This window comes from Streptomyces sp. NPDC005017 (genome assembly GCF_042873115.1).
Taxonomy (GTDB): Bacteria; Actinomycetota; Actinomycetes; order Streptomycetales; family Streptomycetaceae; genus Streptomyces.
Genome location: NZ_JBIALD010000016.1, coordinates 58,187 through 74,187 on the forward strand (window position 1 = coordinate 58,187; position 16,001 = coordinate 74,187).

General features: G+C 72.6%; 16 protein-coding genes. 5 read left to right on the forward strand and 11 right to left on the reverse strand.

Annotation, left to right across the window (positions count from 1 at the left end; translation table 11 throughout):
• Nucleotides 1-352: 352 nt before the first annotated feature.
• On the forward strand, nt 353-1,306 hold the full coding sequence (locus tag ACFYR0_RS23890; protein ID WP_389331528.1) for a hypothetical protein: 954 nt from the start codon (nt 353-355) through the stop codon (nt 1,304-1,306).
• Nucleotides 1,303-2,463: an FIST signal transduction protein gene (locus ACFYR0_RS23895; RefSeq protein ID WP_389331531.1), complete on the forward strand. Its 1,161-nt coding sequence runs from the start codon at nt 1,303-1,305 to the stop codon at nt 2,461-2,463. The genes ACFYR0_RS23890 and ACFYR0_RS23895 overlap by 4 nt, the downstream gene beginning before the upstream one ends.
• A gap of 501 nt (nt 2,464-2,964) precedes the next feature.
• Here ACFYR0_RS23895 and ACFYR0_RS23900 read toward each other — a convergent pair.
• Nucleotides 2,965-3,528, reverse strand: a complete 564-nt coding sequence (locus ACFYR0_RS23900) for a TetR/AcrR family transcriptional regulator (protein WP_389331833.1) — start codon at nt 3,526-3,528, stop codon at nt 2,965-2,967.
• A 263-nt stretch (nt 3,529-3,791) separates the two neighbouring features.
• On the opposite strand from ACFYR0_RS23900, the gene ACFYR0_RS23905 reads away from it, so the two are divergent.
• From ACFYR0_RS23905 to ACFYR0_RS23915, 3 genes are all read left to right on the forward strand, one after another.
• Complete coding sequence (locus ACFYR0_RS23905) at nt 3,792-4,682, forward strand: NAD(P)-dependent oxidoreductase (RefSeq protein ID WP_389331534.1); 891 nt, start codon at nt 3,792-3,794, stop codon at nt 4,680-4,682.
• A 91-nt stretch (nt 4,683-4,773) separates the two neighbouring features.
• Nucleotides 4,774-5,832: a nitrous oxide reductase family maturation protein NosD gene (locus ACFYR0_RS23910; protein ID WP_389331537.1), complete on the forward strand. Its 1,059-nt coding sequence runs from the start codon at nt 4,774-4,776 to the stop codon at nt 5,830-5,832.
• A gap of 37 nt (nt 5,833-5,869) precedes the next feature.
• A complete protein-coding gene (locus ACFYR0_RS23915; protein WP_389331540.1) occupies nt 5,870-6,898 on the forward strand; it encodes a methyltransferase in 1,029 nt (342 codons plus the stop codon).
• A 65-nt stretch (nt 6,899-6,963) separates the two neighbouring features.
• Here ACFYR0_RS23915 and ACFYR0_RS23920 read toward each other — a convergent pair whose 3' ends face one another.
• The 10 genes from ACFYR0_RS23920 to ACFYR0_RS23965 all read right to left on the reverse strand — a co-directional run bounded on the left by ACFYR0_RS23920 (nt 6,964) and on the right by ACFYR0_RS23965 (nt 15,699).
• A complete protein-coding gene (locus ACFYR0_RS23920) occupies nt 6,964-7,296 on the reverse strand; it encodes a TcmI family type II polyketide cyclase (RefSeq protein ID WP_389331543.1) in 333 nt (110 codons plus the stop codon).
• Nucleotides 7,297-7,318: 22 nt separating this feature from the next.
• Entirely contained in the window at nt 7,319-7,798 is a 480-nt protein-coding gene (locus ACFYR0_RS23925; protein WP_389331546.1) for an SRPBCC family protein, read from the reverse strand.
• A gap of 1 nt (nt 7,799) precedes the next feature.
• The gene (locus ACFYR0_RS23930; protein ID WP_386382019.1) at nt 7,800-8,060 is read right to left on the reverse strand and encodes an acyl carrier protein; all 261 of its coding nucleotides are present in this window, start codon (nt 8,058-8,060) and stop codon (nt 7,800-7,802) included.
• Complete coding sequence (locus ACFYR0_RS23935; protein ID WP_389331549.1) at nt 8,057-9,316, reverse strand: ketosynthase chain-length factor; 1,260 nt, start codon at nt 9,314-9,316, stop codon at nt 8,057-8,059. The genes ACFYR0_RS23930 and ACFYR0_RS23935 overlap by 4 nt, the downstream gene beginning before the upstream one ends.
• Entirely contained in the window at nt 9,313-10,581 is a 1,269-nt protein-coding gene (locus tag ACFYR0_RS23940) for a beta-ketoacyl-[acyl-carrier-protein] synthase family protein (protein WP_389331552.1), read from the reverse strand. Before ACFYR0_RS23940 ends, ACFYR0_RS23935 begins: the two co-directional genes overlap by 4 nt.
• Complete coding sequence (locus ACFYR0_RS23945; RefSeq protein ID WP_389331555.1) at nt 10,578-11,012, reverse strand: cupin domain-containing protein; 435 nt, start codon at nt 11,010-11,012, stop codon at nt 10,578-10,580. The genes ACFYR0_RS23940 and ACFYR0_RS23945 overlap by 4 nt, the downstream gene beginning before the upstream one ends.
• Before the next feature lie 87 nt (nt 11,013-11,099).
• Nucleotides 11,100-12,257 carry a SchA/CurD-like domain-containing protein gene (locus tag ACFYR0_RS23950; RefSeq protein ID WP_389331558.1) on the reverse strand — a complete coding sequence of 386 codons (1,158 nt, stop codon included), beginning with the start codon at nt 12,255-12,257 and terminating at the stop codon, nt 11,100-11,102.
• 166 nt (nt 12,258-12,423) lie between these two features.
• Complete coding sequence (locus ACFYR0_RS23955; RefSeq protein WP_389331561.1) at nt 12,424-13,149, reverse strand: class F sortase; 726 nt, start codon at nt 13,147-13,149, stop codon at nt 12,424-12,426.
• Between the two features lie 115 nt (nt 13,150-13,264).
• Nucleotides 13,265-13,894 (reverse strand): hypothetical protein, encoded by a 630-nt coding sequence (locus tag ACFYR0_RS23960; protein ID WP_389331564.1) that lies wholly within the window; start codon nt 13,892-13,894, stop codon nt 13,265-13,267.
• A gap of 149 nt (nt 13,895-14,043) precedes the next feature.
• Nucleotides 14,044-15,699: an FAD-dependent oxidoreductase gene (locus ACFYR0_RS23965; protein ID WP_389331567.1), complete on the reverse strand. Its 1,656-nt coding sequence runs from the start codon at nt 15,697-15,699 to the stop codon at nt 14,044-14,046.
• Nucleotides 15,700-16,001 lie beyond the last annotated feature (302 nt).

Here is a 16,001-nt window from a genome sequence, read left to right on the forward strand (position 1 = left end):
GATGATGATCATGGGATCCCGTGTCGGAAGGGGTGAGCTGATGCGGGTACGGCAACGGCGTGCCCGTGGCGCGCCGAAGCGCCGTGGCGGTGGCGAGGCGGACTCGGGCCTCGCTCACGGCCTCGGTGAGGAGCGTGATTCTTCATGCCGCGCCACTGGCCCAACACCCCCTGTTGGAGAGGCCATTGGGCCGCGCGGAGCCGCAGTTCCGCATGCCCCCGGGCGGGTGCCCGCGGGCACTGCCTCAACTTGAGACAGTTACCGACGCGCCCGGCGGTGCATGGTTCTCCTCCCTTGTTGCTGGGCCTGCCGCCAGGCGTCCGCCGGCCCGCCCGAACCCCTGGAAACCGGTGTGGCCGACGACTTCCGCTCCCCGTCCCCAGCCCCTCGGCCACCGGCCGAGATCCTGCGCTCGGTCCAGTTCTCGTGCCAGCTCCTCTTCCGCAGGGAACGCGAGTTCGTCGAGCAGTTCTACGTCTCGCTGGTCGACGTCCTGCCCGAGATACGCGGCCTGTCGAACCACGGCGGACGGCCGCTGTGCGACGGTCTGGTGCGCTCGGTGATGTGGGCGGCGCTCACCCAGGACTCCCCCGACGTGGTGGAGGCGACACTGCGCCGGGTCGGCGCCTCCCATCGGCGTGAGGGCTTCCCGGTGATCTGGTACCGGGCGTGCGGCCGGGCCCTGCTGGACGCCGCGCAGGCGCTGCACCGGGAGGACTGGGGGTCGGCCCTCAGCTCGCACTGGGTCGCCTACTACACCTGGCTCTGCGGCAGCCTGTCCGCCGGGGCGGTCGACGGCTCACCGGGACGGGGGCCGGGCGGGCGCGGTCCGGAGCGGGCCGGCCCCGGGCCGGGTCCGGAGCACATCGCCGTCGGGCCGTGGCCGGACGGACCGGGTCCGGAGCGGGCGGGCGCGGCCGGACCGGAGTCCCTCGGGGCCGTCCTCGCCGAGCTGCGGGCCCGGCACTTCCCCGGCGACGAGATCGCCCTCGCCGCGATCTGCACCAGGGTCGCCCTGCGCACCGGCGCCGACCTGCGCAATCCGCGCCCGGACCAGAACGCCGACCCCGCGATGGTCCGCAACGCGCTGGACGTCCTGCTGGTGCTGGGCTACTCCCTGCCGTCCCTGGCCCCGGACCCGTACCGGCCGTACGAAGCCCACGTCACCTCCCCCGCCGGTCCCGTCGCGGAACGGCACACCTCCCCCGCCGGTCCCGAGGCGGAACGGCACACCTCCCGCTCCAGCGGCGCGCCGGACGGCCCGGCACGTCTGTGGAGACGACTCTTCGGCAAGGCGGCCCGATGAACGACAGTCCCTCCTCGAGCGGCCTGGTCCGCGCCCATGCCTCCGGCCCGGTGCGGGACGCGGTGACCGGGCTGTGCAACGAGCTCGAACGGGGCTCGGCGGGGCGCGCCGTCACCGCGCTGCTGTACTTCGCCTCCAGCGCCTACGACCCCGAGGTGCTCGCCCCCGCCGTCGCCGCCCGCTTCCCGGACGCGGTCGTGGTCGGCTGCTCCACGGCGGGCGAGTTCACGGACCTGCACAACGGCACGGGCGGTATCTCGGCGGTCGCCCTGCCCGCCGACGTGATCACCCACGCGGCGGCGGTGCTCGGGGACCTCGGCGAGGACCCGGGCCGGGGCACGGCGAGCGCGCTGCGCACCCTCGAGGGGCTGACCCACGCCCAGTTGCGGCATCTCGACCCGGCCCGCCATGTGGGCTTCGTGCTCATCGACGGGGTCCGGGGGGCCGAGGAACAGGTCAACGACATGCTCGGGAACGCGGCACCCCTGCTGAACTTCGTCGGCGGCTCCGCCGGGGACGACTTCGCGCTCGAATCCACCTGGGTGGCCGTGGGCGCGGACGTCTCCTACGAGGGTGTGGCCCTGATGGTGTGCCGCAGCGCCGTGCCGTTCGAGATCGTCAAGACCTGTTCCTTCACCCCGGCCGGGACACTGCTGCGGGTCACCCGCGCGGATCCCGAGGCACGGCTCGTCCACGAGTTCGACGGACGCCCGGCAGCCGAGGCGTACGCCGACGCGGTGGGTGTGCCCCTCGCGTCGCTGGACGTCGACACCTTCATGGCGCGCCCGCTCGGGCTGATGATCGACGGGCATCCGTGGATCCGCACGCCCCAGGGTGTCGCCCCCGGCGGTGCCCTGCGCTTCTGGGCGCAGATCCTGCCCGGCATGGAGGTGGAGGTGATGCGCCCCGGCGCGCTCCTGCCCGACACCCACGCCGTGCTGCGCCGGGCGCGCCTCGGCCTGGGCGGGGCGGCCGGGGCGGTGCTGTTCAACTGCGGTTTCAGACGCCTGGAGATGGACGCGAGGAACCTCTCGCCGGCCTTCCCCGCAGCCCTGGACGGCATCCGCACGGCCGGGTTCCACACCTACGGCGAGAGCTGGCTGGGCCACGTCAACCAGACACTCACGGGCGTGGTGTTCGGCACCGCGGACCGGTAGGCCGCGGCGGCCCGCCCTTGCCGCCCGCCTCCTCACCGGCGGCCCGGGCTCGACGACGAACACGCTGTGGACGGACGAGACGGGACACGGTTCCCCGGCCTGCTCCCGGCGGTGATCGCCGCGTCCGCCCAGGCGAACGGGGTCGGCACGGCCTGAGGCGGGCAGGACGGCGGCGCCCTCGCAGGGACCCCTGCCGCGCGGAAGGCGCACCTCCCTCGGCTCCCGGCGGCACCTGCGCCCGATCCGCTCCGGATCGCCCGTGGCATCCCGTGTGAGGCCGACCCACGGGGTTACACGGACGGGCAAGGGGTTGGGAACGCAGCCCCTGCGGGTTCCGTCCGGAACCCCGCGCCCGTCGTGGTCGGCTGGTCCGCGGCGGGCGCGCCGACGCTCGCACCCCACCGCCCGGACCCCCACCGAGGCGGGCCGCACACCGGAGCCGCGAGCCGCGAGCCGCGGGACACGGACCGGCACGCGCCCCTGGTCAAGCCCCGCCCCTGGTCAAGCCCCCTCGCCGACCGCCGCGTCCAGCAGCGGTCCGAGTTCGCGCGCCACGGTCGTCAGGGCGCGCGCGTCCCGCTCGGCCCGGGCGACGAGGACGGCCCCCTCCAGCGCGCTGATCATGAGCGTGGCGAGCGCCTCGGTGCGCGGCTCGGGCACGCCCATCCCCGCCAGGGCCCGGGCCACCGGCGCCGTCCAGGCGGCGAACGCGGCGGCCGCGGCCTCCCGCGTGGACTCGGCGGTCCGCGCCCGGTCCACCGTGGCGGCGGCTACGGGGCAGCCGCCCGCGAAGCCCTCGGTCTCGTACTCGTCGGTCCACTGGCCGACCATGCGCGCGAACAGTCCGCTGGGCGTCGGCTCGTCCAGCGCGGCCACGAAGCGCTCGACGCGGCTGCCCGCGTACCGGCCCGCCCAGGCCACGGCCTCGTTGACCAGCTGTTCCTTGCCGTCGGGGAAGTAGTGCTGGAGGGAACCGCGCGGCGCGCCGGCATGCGCGGCGACCTCCCGCATGCCGGTGGAGGCGACCCCGTCGCGCCGGATGAGCTGGGCCGCGCTGAAGACCATCCGCTCGCGCGGCCCCCGACCGGACACCGTCGCCGCCGGGCCTCCCCGGTCCCTGCCGTCCACCGCCCGGTCCGGCGCGTCCCTGCCGTCCTCCGCCCCGCCCGGCTCGTGCCTGCCGTCCGTCATCGGCTTCCCTCGTCCCTGCCGTACTTCTCCGTCCCAGCCTATGACCGCTGTCATAGAGCGAGCTACTATGACAGCGGTCATAGCCCAGACGACGCGCGGCACCGAGCCCGCCGCGCGAGCCGGGAAGGCGGTGCGTCATGGACGTCGGATTCATCGGCCTCGGAGTCATGGGGCAGCCCATGGCCCTCAACCTGGCCCGCGCCGGGACACCCCTGATCGTCTGGAACCGCACCTCCGCGAGGTGCGAGCCGCTGCGGGCGGCCGGGGCCGAGGTCGCGGAGACCCCCGGCGAGGTCTTCGACCGGGCCGGGACGGTGATCCTGATGCTGGCCGACGAGGAGGCCATGGACGCGGTGCTGGGGCGCGGCACGCGGGACTTCGCCGCCCGCACGGCCGGGCACACCCTCGTCCACATGGGCACGACGTCGGCGGAGTACTCGGCCGGCCTGGAGCGTGACGTGCTCGCGGCCGGCGGCCGGTACGTCGAGGCCCCGGTCTCCGGCTCCCGCCTGCCCGCCGAGCGGGGCGAACTCGTGGCCATGCTGGCGGGCGACGAGCGGACGGTGGCGTCCGTACGCACGCTGCTCGCGCCCCTGTGCCGGGAACTGTTCGGCTGCGGCGCGGTCCCGGGCGCGCTGCTGATGAAGTTCTCGGTGAACCTCTTTCTGATCACCCTGGTCACCGGGCTCAGCGAGGCGTTCCACTTCGCCGAACGGCACGGGCTCGACCAGCGGCTGCTGCGGGACGTGCTGGACGCGGGACCGATGGCCAGCGCCGTCTCCCGGACGAAGGCGCCGAAGCTGGTGGACCGTGACTTCGCGGTGCAGGCGGCGGCCACGGACGTGCTCAAGAACAACCGTCTGATCGCCGAGGCCGCCCGCGGCGCCGGGGTGTCCTCGCCGTTGCTCGACGTCTGTCACGCCCTGTACGGCGAGACCGTGGCGCAGGGCCACGGCGGCCAGGACATGGTGGCCGTGCTGCGTGCCCTGGAGTCCCGTACCGACGGCGTTTCCGCCGCGGCTTCCTGAGCGCCGCGGCTGACGCCGTCCGGCGTAGGACACGCCGCCGGACGGCCTATCCGGCATGGCCATGTCCCGTCGCGGCCATAACGTGACAAATATGAACAAACGTCATATCGCATATCTGGCGTGCACGGCAGCGCTCACCGGGTCGGCTCTCGGAGCCACCCCGTCGGCCGCCGCTCACGGAGTCCATGTGGTCCGCCCGGGCCAGTCCATCCAGAAGGCGGTGGACGCCGCCTCCCCCGGAGACATCGTTCTGCTGACGGCCGGCACCTTCCGCGAGAGCGTGCAGGTGACCACCCCCGGCCTGACCCTGCGGGGCGTGGGGCGCCACACCGTGATCCGCCCGGCGGCCGAGAAGGCCGCCGGCACCTGCGCCCAGGACGGCAACGGCATCTGCGTGGTCGGGACGAAGGACCGCAACGTCGAGAACGTCACGGTCGCCTCCCTGACCGTGACCGGGTTCGCCCGCTCCGGCGTCTACTCCACGCACACCGACCGGCTGACCGTACGCAACGTGACCGCCGTGGAGAACGCCGTCTGGGGCATCGCACAGGAGATGTCGGTCCGCGGCGTCTTCAAGGAGAACACCGCCCGGAACAACGGTGACGCGGGAGTGTTCCTCGCCAACGCCGTGAAGGCCGAACTGGGTGCCACGGACACCCGGGGCGCCCTCGTCGCCCACAACCGCCTGGAGGGCAACCGGATCGGTGTCACCGTCCGCCGGCTGCGCAACCTCACCGTCGCCGGCAACGGCATCAGCGGCAACTGCGCGGGCGTGTTCGTCGTCGGCGACGAGAACAAGCCGAAGGCCGGCGCGCTGACGGTCCGCGACAACCGCGTCGTGAGCAACAACAGGTCCTGCCCGGCGAACTCCCGGCTGGAGGCCCTCCAGGGCTCCGGCATCGTGGTGACCGGCGCCGAGGACACGCTGGTGACGCGGAACGTGGTCCGCGACAACGCCGGCAACTCCTCCCTGTCCGGCGGCATCGTGCTGTTCAAGAGCTTCGTGGGCAGCGCCAACGAACGGAACCGGATCAGCGGCAACACGCTGTCCGGCAACGCGCCCGCCGACCTGGTCAACACGGACACCGCCACGAGCAACACCTTCGAGGGCAACACGTGCCAGGCGTCCAAGCCGGCCGGTCTGTGCTGACCCGTCCACCCGTAGGCAAGAGGAAGGAGAGCGGCACATGACGACCGCTCAGGCCGCTCCCCCGCCGCCCATGCGGCTGCGGGAGCTCGTGTTCGGCGCCGCGTGCGCCGCGGCGCTGCGCGCGTCCGCCCGGCTGGGCGTCGCCGACGCCCTCGGCGAGGAGCCGATGACGCCGGAGGACCTCGCCGCAGCGGTGAAGGCCGAACCGAAGCCGCTGCTCCGGCTGGTGCGCGCCCTGTCCTGCTACGGCGTCTTCGCCGAACAGCCGGACGGCCGGATCGCCCACACGGAGATGTCCCGCCTGCTGCGCGAGGACGATCCGCACAGCCTGCGCAACATCGCCCTGTGGTGCACCGAGCCGTGGACCTGGGACGCCTGGCCCAAGCTGGACGAGGCGGTGCGCACCGGTCACAACGTCGTGGAGGACCTCTACGGCAAGGAGTTCTTCACCTACCTCAACGAGGACGCCCCCGAGTCCGCCGAGATCTTCAACCGGGCCATGACCACCTCCAGCGAGCAGTCGGCGCGGGAGGTGGCGGCCCTGCTCGACCTCTCGGGCGCCGACTCGGTCGCGGACCTCGGCGGCGGCCAGGGGCACGTCGTGGCGAGCCTGCTGGACAAGTACCCGACGATGCACGGCTCCCTGCTCGACCTGCCGCGTGTCGTGGAGAACGCCGTGCCCCGCCTGCGCGAGGGCGGCGACCTCGCCGACCGGGCCCGGATCGTCCCCGGTGACGTCCGCGCCGCCGTTCCCGTACGGGCCGACGTGTACGTCATCAAGAACATCCTGGAGTGGGACGACGACAGCACGGCCAGGCTGCTGGCCAACGTCATCGCCGCGGGCGGGCCCGGAACCCGGGTCGTCGTCATCGAGAACCTCGTCGACGACTCGCCCTCGATGCGCTTCAGCACGGCCATGGACCTGCTGCTGCTCCTGAACGTCGGCGGGGCCAAGCACACCACCGAGAGCATGGTGAGTCGGCTGACCGGCGCCGGACTCGTCGTCGACGACATCAGTCCGGTCAACCCCTATCTGCACGCCTTCGACTGCCACGTCCCGGGCTGACCGGGGCACAGCACGGTGGCCGGGCCCGCGGTGCTGCGGGCCCGGCCACCGTTCGTGCGTCGCGGTCAGCCCGCAGGGTCGCGCTCCCACAGATAGAAGCGCTGCGCCATGGCGTCCTTGGGGGAACGCCAGGTCTGCGGGTCGTACGCGCTGACGTACGCCGCCAGTTCCTCGCTCACGCTGCGGAACTCGGGATGGCCGGCCGCCTTGGCGATGGCGGGGCCGGGGTCCCGTTCGGACTCGATGAGGTGCAGATACACGTCACCGAACTGGAAGAGGCTGCGCCGGGACACCCCGACGAGGTGGGGCAGTTCCCCGCGGTCGGACTCCGTGAACACCTTGGCGATGTCCGGGGCCGATCCCGGGGCCATCCGGGCGACGATCAGGGCCTGGTGCATGCTGTCCTGTCCTCCGTCCGGCTCAGTCGGCCAGGGACGGCACGGGCCGGTCGTCGGCGGCCGCCTTCTCGATGCGGTCCCGGATCAGGGCCATCTGGATCTTCGAGTTCCGGTTGATGTTGTCCGTCATCCACTCGTCGTCGACGGGCGCGTCGGGCTTCATCGCGAAGTCCTGCGTCCACACCATCCGGGTGCCTTCCCGCGTCTTCTCGTACTCCCACCGGATGTTCATGTAGGCGAACGGTCCGGTCTCGACGCGATGGGCCCGCACGGTGAGGGCGTCACGGTCCGTCTCCCGCTGCGAGACCCAGCTCCACACGGTGCCGTTGTCGTCGGGGTGCATGGTCAGCCGGAACGTGGTCCGGTTCCCCTCGCGCGACAGGATCTCGACGGAGGCGTACTCGCTGAACAACCGCGGCCAGTCGTCCAGGTCGTTCGTCATGTCCCACACCAGGTCGACGGGCGCGGCGATGGTGATCTCGTTCCGGGTGTGTCCGGTCATGTCACGCCCCCGCCGGAAGCGCGCTGTTGACCAGGTCCAGGAACTCCCTGGGGGTCTTGGAGCGTTCCGCGTCGGGCGGCATCGGCGACCCGTAGCGGTTCTCCAGCTCACCGACGATGCCGAGCAGACCCAGCGAGTCGATGCCCAGGGTGTCGAAGCCGACGTCGTAGCTTTGTTCCAGCTCCGCCGGCGGCACGGTGACCCCGGCCGACTTCTTCATGAGCGTGGAGAGTTCCTCCACGGTGACGATGTGCTCACTCATACGGTTCCTCCTTCGCTGTGGGACCGGCGCCGCACCAGCAGCGCCGCGTTGGACCCCATGAGACCGCGGCTGAGGACCAGTGCCGTGCCCAGCTCCGCGGAGCGCGCTCGGCCGGTCACCAGGTCCAGGTCGTGGCAGACGTCGAAGACATGGGGTGTGGGGGGAATCAGGCCGTCCTCCATCGCGAGGACGGCCGCCGCGGTGTCCAGCACGGGCGCGGCGCCCCAGCCCCGGCCGAAGCCGGTCTTGGGTGCCGTGACGGGCACCCGCCTGCCGTGCGCGCCGAGCGCGTCGGCGATCGCCAGTGCCTCGGCACGGTCCGCCTCGGGGACACCGAGCGCGTCCGCGAAGACCACGTCGACCTCCTCGGGGGCGCACCCGGCCTCGTTCAGCGCCCCTTGGATGGCGCGGGCCAGCCCCTCGCGGGAGTCGGCCCAGCGGGAGGCGCCGGTGAACGTGGCCGCGTGTCCGGCGATATGGGCCCTCACCCGCGCCCCCCGCTCGCGGGCCGTGTCCTCGTCCTCCACGACGAGCATCGCGCCGCCCTCGGCGGGCACGAACCCGCAGGCCGCCGACGTGAACGGCCGGTAGGCCCGGTCCGGGTCCCCGACGGTGCTCAGCTCCTCGTAACCGAGCTGGCAGACCACCGAGTACGGTGCGAGCGGCGCCTCGGTCGCCCCGGCCACCAGCACATCGGTGCCGCGCCGGACGGCCCGTGCCGCGTGCGCCAGCGCGTCCAGACCGCCGGCCTCGTCGGAGGCGACGACCCCGCACGGGCCCTTGAACCCGCGCCGGATGGAGATCTGGCCGGTGCTGGCCGCGTAGAACCAGGCGATGGACTGGTACGGCCCGACGAACCGGCTGCCCTTGCTCCACAGTTGCTGGAGCTCGCGCTGGCCGAACTCGCCGCCGCCGGAGCCGGCCGCGGTGACCACGCCCACGGAGTACGGCGACGCGTCGGTGTCGACCCGGCCGAGCCGGGCGTCGTCCAGCGCCAGGTCGGCGGCGGCCAGCGCGTAGTGGGTGAAGCGGTCGGTCTGGACGAGGTAGCGCTCCTCGACCGCCGCTTCCGGATCGAACTGGCGGACCTCGCCGGCCACTCGCAGCGGCAACTGCTCGCAGCCTTCCCGGGTGACCGGGCCGAGGGCGCTGATGCCTTCCTTGGTGGCCTTCCAGAAGGTCTCGGTGGAGGTTCCGTTGGGCGCGACCACGCCGATGCCGGTGACGGCCGCGCGCCGGGGACGTGCTGAACTCATCGTCTGCCCTCCCTCGGACGGTTCAGGACGACCGCGGACTGGAAGCCGCCGAACCCGCTGCCCACGGAGAGCACGCTGTCCAGCTTCCGCTCGCGGGCCTCCTTGGGGACGTAGTCCAGATCGCACTCGGGGTCCGGCGTCTCGTAGTTCGCCGTGGGCGGCACCGCCTGGTGGGCCAGCGCCAGCACACAGGCGACGAGCTCGATCGAACCGATCGCGCCGAGCGAGTGGCCCACCATGGACTTGATGGAGCTCATCGGCGTGACGTAGGCGTGCTCGCCCAGCGCCCGCTTCACGGCGGCGGTCTCGTGCCGGTCGTTCTGCTGGGTGCCCGACCCGTGGGCGTTGACGTAACCGATGGCCTCGGGGTCGAGCCGGGCGTGGTCGAGGGCGTGCTCGATGGCACGGGCCATCTCCAGGCCCTCCTTGGTCAAACCAGTCATGTGGTACGCGTTGCCGAACGTGGCGTAGCCGGAGAGCTCGCAGTACACACGTGCCCCACGGGCCCGCGCGTGCTCCAGTTCCTCCAGGACCAGAACCGCGCCGCCCTCGCCCATCACGAACCCGTCGCGGTCGGCGTCGAAGGGACGCGAGGCGTGCGCGGGGTCGTCGTTGTTCGGCGAGGTGGCCTTGATGGCGTCGAAACAGGCCATGGTGATCGGGGAGATCGGCGAGTCCGACGCGCCGGCGATGCAGACGTCGGCCCGGCCCTCCTCGATGGTGTGCAAGGCGTATCCGACGGCGTCGAGCCCGGAGGTGCAGCCGGTGGACACCGTCTGCACCGGGCCGCGTGCCTCGAAGCGCTCGGCCACCGCGGCGGCCAGCGTGCTCGGCGTGAACGCGCGGTGCAGATGCGCGCCCGCCTCGCGGTGGTCGACGTCCCAGCGCTGCCCGTGCCGGCTCACCAGGACGTAGTCGTGCTCCAGCCGGGTGGTGCCGCCGACCGCGGTGCCCAGACTGACACCGACCCGCCAGGGGTCCTCCCGGGCGAGGTCGAGCCCGGAGTCCTCGACCGCCTCGGCGCCGGCCACCAGCGCGAACTGGATGTACCGGTCGCACCGCGCGATCTCCTCCGGCCCCAGCCCGTGGGCCGCGGCGTCGAAGTCGCACTCGGCGGCGATCCGCGACCGGAGGCCGGACGGGTCGAAGAACGTGATGCCCCGCGTCGCCGTGCGTCCGTCGGCCAGCAGTCGCCAGAACGCCGGGACTCCGATGCCACCGGGGGCGACGACACCTATGCCGGTGACCGCGACACGCCTCCTCATGAGCGGACACGATTTCGTTCGGGCACCGGGTCGACCCGGGCCACGTCGGTCTCCTCGGTGTCCACATGACCGAGCGGCGGGCTCGGCGCCAGCGGTCCCAGGTGGAAGACGATGCGCGCCTCCTCGTCCCCGACGTTGCGGAAACGGTGCCGGACGTACGCGGGGATCATCAGCCCCTGTTCGGCCCGCAGCGGGTGGGGCTCGCCGTCCAGGTCCACCTCCAGCCGCCCGCACACCGCGTAGATGAACTCCTCGGAGTACGGGTGGTAGTGCTCGGCGATGCGGTCGCCGGGCTGGATGGTCGCCACGCCCATGAAGCCGCTGGTGGCGCCCACCGTGGCCGGGGTGAGCATGGCGCGCAGATCACCGCCGCGCCGGGTGTTGGGCTCGATCTCGCTGAGGTCGACGAGCCGGGGAGAGGGTTTGGTCACGACAATCTCCGATCAGGTTCGGCGACGACCCGTCGCCGCGGTCTGGCCGTCGGTGCGTCAGACGCCGGTGGGTCACGCGTCGGTGGGTCAGGCGTCGGGCGCGCTGCGGTCGGTGATGAGGTCCATCCGGGCGAGCGTGAGCAGGCGTGCCGCGGCGCCCTTCTTCAGCGCGGAGGCGTCGGCTCCGAGCGCTTCGGCGTCGAGGAGTTCCGGCAGTTCCGCCGCCCGGGCGCGGTCGTGCAGTCCGAACACCGGCGCCGGGTCGGCGTCGAGCCCGCCGCGCAGGTCGATCAGCCGGACCACCACGTCGTCGCGCTGGAAGATCGTGCTGCGCAGCACCGGGCTGTCCGGGTCGTCCGCGGCGGCCGCGTCCAGCTCCGCCAGCAGTTCGGCCAGCCGCATGCCGCGGCCCTCGCGGGCCGGATAGTACAGCGCGTGGCGTTCGGCGTCCGGGGTGTCCTGACCGTTCGTCACGTGGTGGACGGCGGGCAGCGCAGCCCTGGTGAAGAAGACCCGGGCGGACTCCGGGTCCTCGAGGTCCCGGTCCTGCTCCAGGTAGGGGTTGATGGCCTCCTCGACGGCCCGGACCTCGGGCTGGCGGGCCACGTGCCGCAGTGCGGCGAGCAGGTCGCCCCGTACCTCGACGGCGCGCACCACCCGGTTGCCGTGCATGAACAGCGAGGTGCGGCAGAGCCGGGTCGTGTCGTCCACGCGCGGCTCGGGAGAGGAGTAGTCGGCGAGGATCTTCGCGACGGTCTCCTCGCTGCCCGGCTTGACGGTGAACGTCAGCGCGTGGCGGATCACTCCGTCACCGATGCGGGGCGCGGCCTGGAGCCGGCGGCCGGCGGGGTCCGGCTGCGCCGAGGCGGCGCCGGTCTCGCGGACGATGTGGAAGCGCAGCGACCTGGTGTCCCGGACGCAGTTGTGCAGCGGCCGCACCATCTGCACGTGCTCCTCGCTGTTGACCCAGGTGAGGAACGGCGGGGCGCTCTCCCACTCGCTGGTGATGAGCCACTGCGAGGGGTTCTCGATGGACTGGCACAGCTGGTCGCTCACGTGTCCGGGAATCGAGGCGATCTGCTTGCACATCCGCTCGTAGGCTTCCAGGAACTCCTGCTGCGCGCCGTCGTACACGTCGACCAGCAGCACGACACGGAGCGGGGAACCGTCGAACACGGACTGCGAGATCGTCTGCGACACCTGGGGGGTCCGAGATTCCGCACGACGTTCGGAGGTTGTGGTCATCCGGGCACATCTCCTTCGCGGGGACAGAGGCCGACGCCGTCGCGAGATCGACGGCACCGTTCCTTGATCCTGTGCCCGCCCTCCGAAGAGTGCGACTTGTGTGTACTCCGTCAGTGGCTTGTGCGTACTCCGTCAGTGGTGGGGGCGCGCCGCCGGGCGGGTCCGCTCAGGCGAGATGCGCGAAGACCACCAGGTTCTCCGTGTAGTCCCGGACCTTGCGGTCGTAATCACCCGCACAGGTGATCAGCCTCACCTGCGGCTGGGCGGTGTCGCCGTACACGCGCTCGTTGGGGAAGTCCTTCTTGGAGAAGGTCTCCGCGCTGTCGACGACGAAGGTCGCGCGGCGCCCGTCGGCCCGGTCCACCTGGAACCTGTCGCCCTTCTCCAGCTCCCCGAGGCGCACGAACACGGCCGGCGAGGTCGCCGTGTCGACGTGTCCGGCGATGACCGACGTGCCGGGCTCCCCGGGGGAGGGGCCGTCGGCGTACCAGCCGACGAGGTTGATGTCGTCGGCGGGCGGGGGCTCGAGCTGTCCCGAGGCGTCGATGTCCAGGTCCGTGAAGGGGGCGTTCACCGCGATCTTCGGGATGCGCAGGCGCAGGGGCTTCGAGCGGGCCAGGCCGTGCGCCGAGGGCCGAGCCGCGGGCCCGGTGCGCGTGGTGGCCGGCGCGGTGGTGGCGGGTGTGGCGGCCGGCGCGGGGAGCGCGGGCCCGGTGGCCCGGGCGGGGGCGGGTGGTGCGGCGTCGGCGGGGGGCCCGTCCTCGCCGCCGAACACGGTCATGGTCACGATGACACAGGCGACGGCCGTCATGACCAGCGCCGTGGCCCGGGACGATCGCGGCTTCTGCGGGTCCTTGTCGCCATCGGTGCGGGAAGGGGGACGAGCTGCCATCGGACACCACCTCATCTGGACACGGCAGCGCAGCTGACTGGTCTGTGGGGACGTGCGGCAGGGCCGCCACGCGGCTGACGCGTGGCGGCCGCCGCGGCTATCGCATCCGGCATGGTCAGGCGATGATTCCGGCCGTCTTGCGACGGCGGACCGCGTACAGTCCGGTTCCGGCGACGGCCAGGACGGCCAGCCCGCCCGCGGTCACCGTAGGCGCGGCGAGCGCGCCGCCGCCGGTGTGCACGCCACCGCGGGGCTTCTCGTGGCCACCGCCCCAGGAGCTCTCCGAGCTCTCATCGCCCTTGCTCCAGGGGCGCTCCGCCTTCTTCTCCTCGGTCCAGGACTCCGGCTTCTCACGCCCGTCGTCGGTGGGGAGGGTCACCGAGGAGAGGGCACCGCCGCCGGCGTGCACGCCGCCACGGGGCGAGTCGTGCCACTTCTCCTTGCCCCAGTGCTTCTTGTGCTCCGCCTTCTTCTCCTCGGTCCAGGACTCCGGCTTCTCACGCCCGTCGTCGGTGGGGAGGGTCACCGAGGAGAGGGCACCGCCGCCGGTGTGCACGCCGCCACGGGGCGAGTCGTGCCACTTCTCCTTGCTCCACTCCTTGCCGTGCTCCTTCTTCCACTCCTTGCCGTGCTCCTTGCCGTAGGAGGAGGAGCCGGCATCGTCGGCCGCGTAGGCGCCGGGGGCACCGAGCACGAGGACGGCGGAGGCCGCCGCGGTGGCCAGCAGCGTGCATGCGGAACGCATCTGACTTCCTTTCCGTCTGGGGCGGACGTGGCTGACGCTGTATCAGCCGGGAGGATTTCCGCCCCGACGTGATCCACCGTCAGCCCGGATCGCGACGGCCGCCACTCGAGACGATCAGCAGAGTGACGGCCGTCCTCCGTCCGGGTTCCTCAGCCCATGGCGAGGATCGTTTCGAGGACTTGACGGAGCGTCGACTCGGGGTCCCCGACCGGGCCCGTGGACCGCCAGGCGACGAACCCGTCGGGCCGCACGAGCACGGCTCCCCCGGCCGCGACGCCGTGCCGGTCCGCCCAGTCGACGTCGTCCTCGCAGGTCAGCTCGCCGCCTGCGCCGATCTGGTACGACGTCAGCGGAACCGTCAGCTCGTCGCCGAGGCGTACGGCGCTCTGGTGCCAGCCGCTCGGGTCGCCGGAGTCGCTGAGCAGCACGAGGGACTTCTCGTAGAGGTCGAGCGTGGAGACGCGCCGGCCCCGGTGACGCAGCCACATGTGCGGTGCCCTGCTGCCGGGTTCACCCGTCAGGTCCAGCCCGTCGGGGACCACGGGTGCCTCGGGGGCGCCGCCGAGCACGGCTCCCCGGCGGTAGCGGTAGCCCAGCGCGACGTTGAGGATGCCGCGCTGCGGGCCACCGCCGCCGCCCGCCGCGGGCGGTGGGGCGAAGCCGGGGTGGCTGTGTTCCACCGAGCGCACGGCGGCGCGGGCGCTGGTCGCCTCCGCCACCGGGCGGCGCTCGGCGTCGTAGGTGTCGAGCAGCCCGTCCCCGGCCCAGCCGCCGAGCACGGCGGCCAGTTTCCAGGCGAGGTTGTGCGCGTCCTGGATGCCCGTGTTGGAGCCGAAGGCCCCGGTGGGCGACATCTCGTGGGCCGAGTCGCCGGCCAGGAGGACGCGCCCGGACCGGTAGCCGCGGGCGACACGCTGGGCGGCGTGCCAGGACGCCTTGCCGGTGATCTCGACGTCCAGGTCCAGGTCACCGACCGCGCGTCGGATGTGCTCGACGCAGCGCTCGTCGGTGAACTCCTCCATGGTCTCGCCGCGTTCCGGGTGCCAGGGGGCGTGGAACACCCAGTTCTCGCGGTTGTCCACCGGCAGCAGAGCGCCGTCGCCGTCCTCCCCGGTGAGGTAGCAGACGATGAAGCGGCGGTCGCCGACGACATCGGCGAGACCGCGGGAGCGGAAGGTGATGCTGATGTTGTGGAAGAGGTCTCCCGGGCCGCTCTGTCCGATGCCGAGCTGCTCGCGGACAGGGCTGCGCGGACCGTCGGCCGCGACCAGGTAGTCCGCGCGGAGGGTGGTGTGCTCGCCGGTGTCCCGGCTCTTGACCACGGCGGTGACACCGTCGTCGTCGGCGTCGAAGGACATCAGTTCGGTGTTGTAGCGCAGGTCGCCGCCGAGTTCGCGGGCGTGCTCGAGCAGGACCGGTTCGAGGTCGTTCTGGCTGCACAGGCACCAGGAGCTCGGGCTGAAGCGGGCCAGTCCGCCGCCCGGGTCGATCTCCCGGAACAGCCAGTCGCCCTCGTCGCCCACCAGGGTGGGGGTCTGGAGGATGCCGTGGTTGTCGGCGAGGGTGGCGGCGGCGTCGCGGATGGCCTTCTCGGTGCCCGCCACGCGGAACAGTTCCATCGTGCGGACGTTGTTGCCGCGGCCCCGGGGGTGGATCGAGGTGGCGGCGTGCCGCTCGACCAGGGTGTGCGGCACGCCGAGCCGGCCCAGGAACAACGAGGTCGACAGGCCGACCAGGGAACCGCCCACGATCAGGACGGGGACGCGGTGTGCTGTTGGGGCGGTTGGGTCGTCTTGTGCGGTCATCTCTCGCCTCCGGCGGGTCGAGTCGCGGATGTCGGCCGGGTCCGGCCGGACCTCATTCATCCCCCGCCCGACCGGCGGCGGCCGCCGCGTCACCCGCTCAACTCGCCGGATTCGCTGTGTCGGCGGCATGCCGGACGCGGCGGCCGGGGGGTCCCCGGCGCCGGGCGGGCGGTCGCCGCAGGGCGACGGATCGTCGACAGGGGCCCTGCGTCGTGGGCGACTGACAGTCAGCAGGGCCGTCAAGGCAGGGCGACGGGGTGTCAGCAACGGTCGACGCCGTGGGGCGACAGTTCGTCAGCAGG

What these genes read in the sequence shown, in the direction of transcription:
- ACFYR0_RS23895 (WP_389331531.1), top strand. Translation starts at nt 1,303, where the DNA reads ATGAACGACAGTCCCTCCTCGAGCGGCCTGGTCCGCGCCCATGCCTCC.
- ACFYR0_RS23900 (WP_389331833.1), bottom strand. Translation starts at nt 3,528, where the DNA reads ATGGTCTTCAGCGCGGCCCAGCTCATCCGGCGCGACGGGGTCGCCTCC.
- ACFYR0_RS23905 (WP_389331534.1), top strand. Translation starts at nt 3,792, where the DNA reads ATGGACGTCGGATTCATCGGCCTCGGAGTCATGGGGCAGCCCATGGCC.
- ACFYR0_RS23910 (WP_389331537.1), top strand. Translation starts at nt 4,774, where the DNA reads ATGAACAAACGTCATATCGCATATCTGGCGTGCACGGCAGCGCTCACC.
- ACFYR0_RS23915 (WP_389331540.1), top strand. Translation starts at nt 5,870, where the DNA reads ATGACGACCGCTCAGGCCGCTCCCCCGCCGCCCATGCGGCTGCGGGAG.
- ACFYR0_RS23920 (WP_389331543.1), bottom strand. Translation starts at nt 7,296, where the DNA reads ATGCACCAGGCCCTGATCGTCGCCCGGATGGCCCCGGGATCGGCCCCG.
- ACFYR0_RS23925 (WP_389331546.1), bottom strand. Translation starts at nt 7,798, where the DNA reads ATGACCGGACACACCCGGAACGAGATCACCATCGCCGCGCCCGTCGAC.
- ACFYR0_RS23930 (WP_386382019.1), bottom strand. Translation starts at nt 8,060, where the DNA reads ATGAGTGAGCACATCGTCACCGTGGAGGAACTCTCCACGCTCATGAAG.
- ACFYR0_RS23935 (WP_389331549.1), bottom strand. Translation starts at nt 9,316, where the DNA reads ATGAGTTCAGCACGTCCCCGGCGCGCGGCCGTCACCGGCATCGGCGTG.
- ACFYR0_RS23940 (WP_389331552.1), bottom strand. Translation starts at nt 10,581, where the DNA reads ATGAGGAGGCGTGTCGCGGTCACCGGCATAGGTGTCGTCGCCCCCGGT.
- ACFYR0_RS23950 (WP_389331558.1), bottom strand. Translation starts at nt 12,257, where the DNA reads ATGACCACAACCTCCGAACGTCGTGCGGAATCTCGGACCCCCCAGGTG.
- ACFYR0_RS23955 (WP_389331561.1), bottom strand. Translation starts at nt 13,149, where the DNA reads ATGGCAGCTCGTCCCCCTTCCCGCACCGATGGCGACAAGGACCCGCAG.
- ACFYR0_RS23960 (WP_389331564.1), bottom strand. Translation starts at nt 13,894, where the DNA reads ATGCGTTCCGCATGCACGCTGCTGGCCACCGCGGCGGCCTCCGCCGTC.
- ACFYR0_RS23965 (WP_389331567.1), bottom strand. Translation starts at nt 15,699, where the DNA reads ATGACCGCACAAGACGACCCAACCGCCCCAACAGCACACCGCGTCCCC.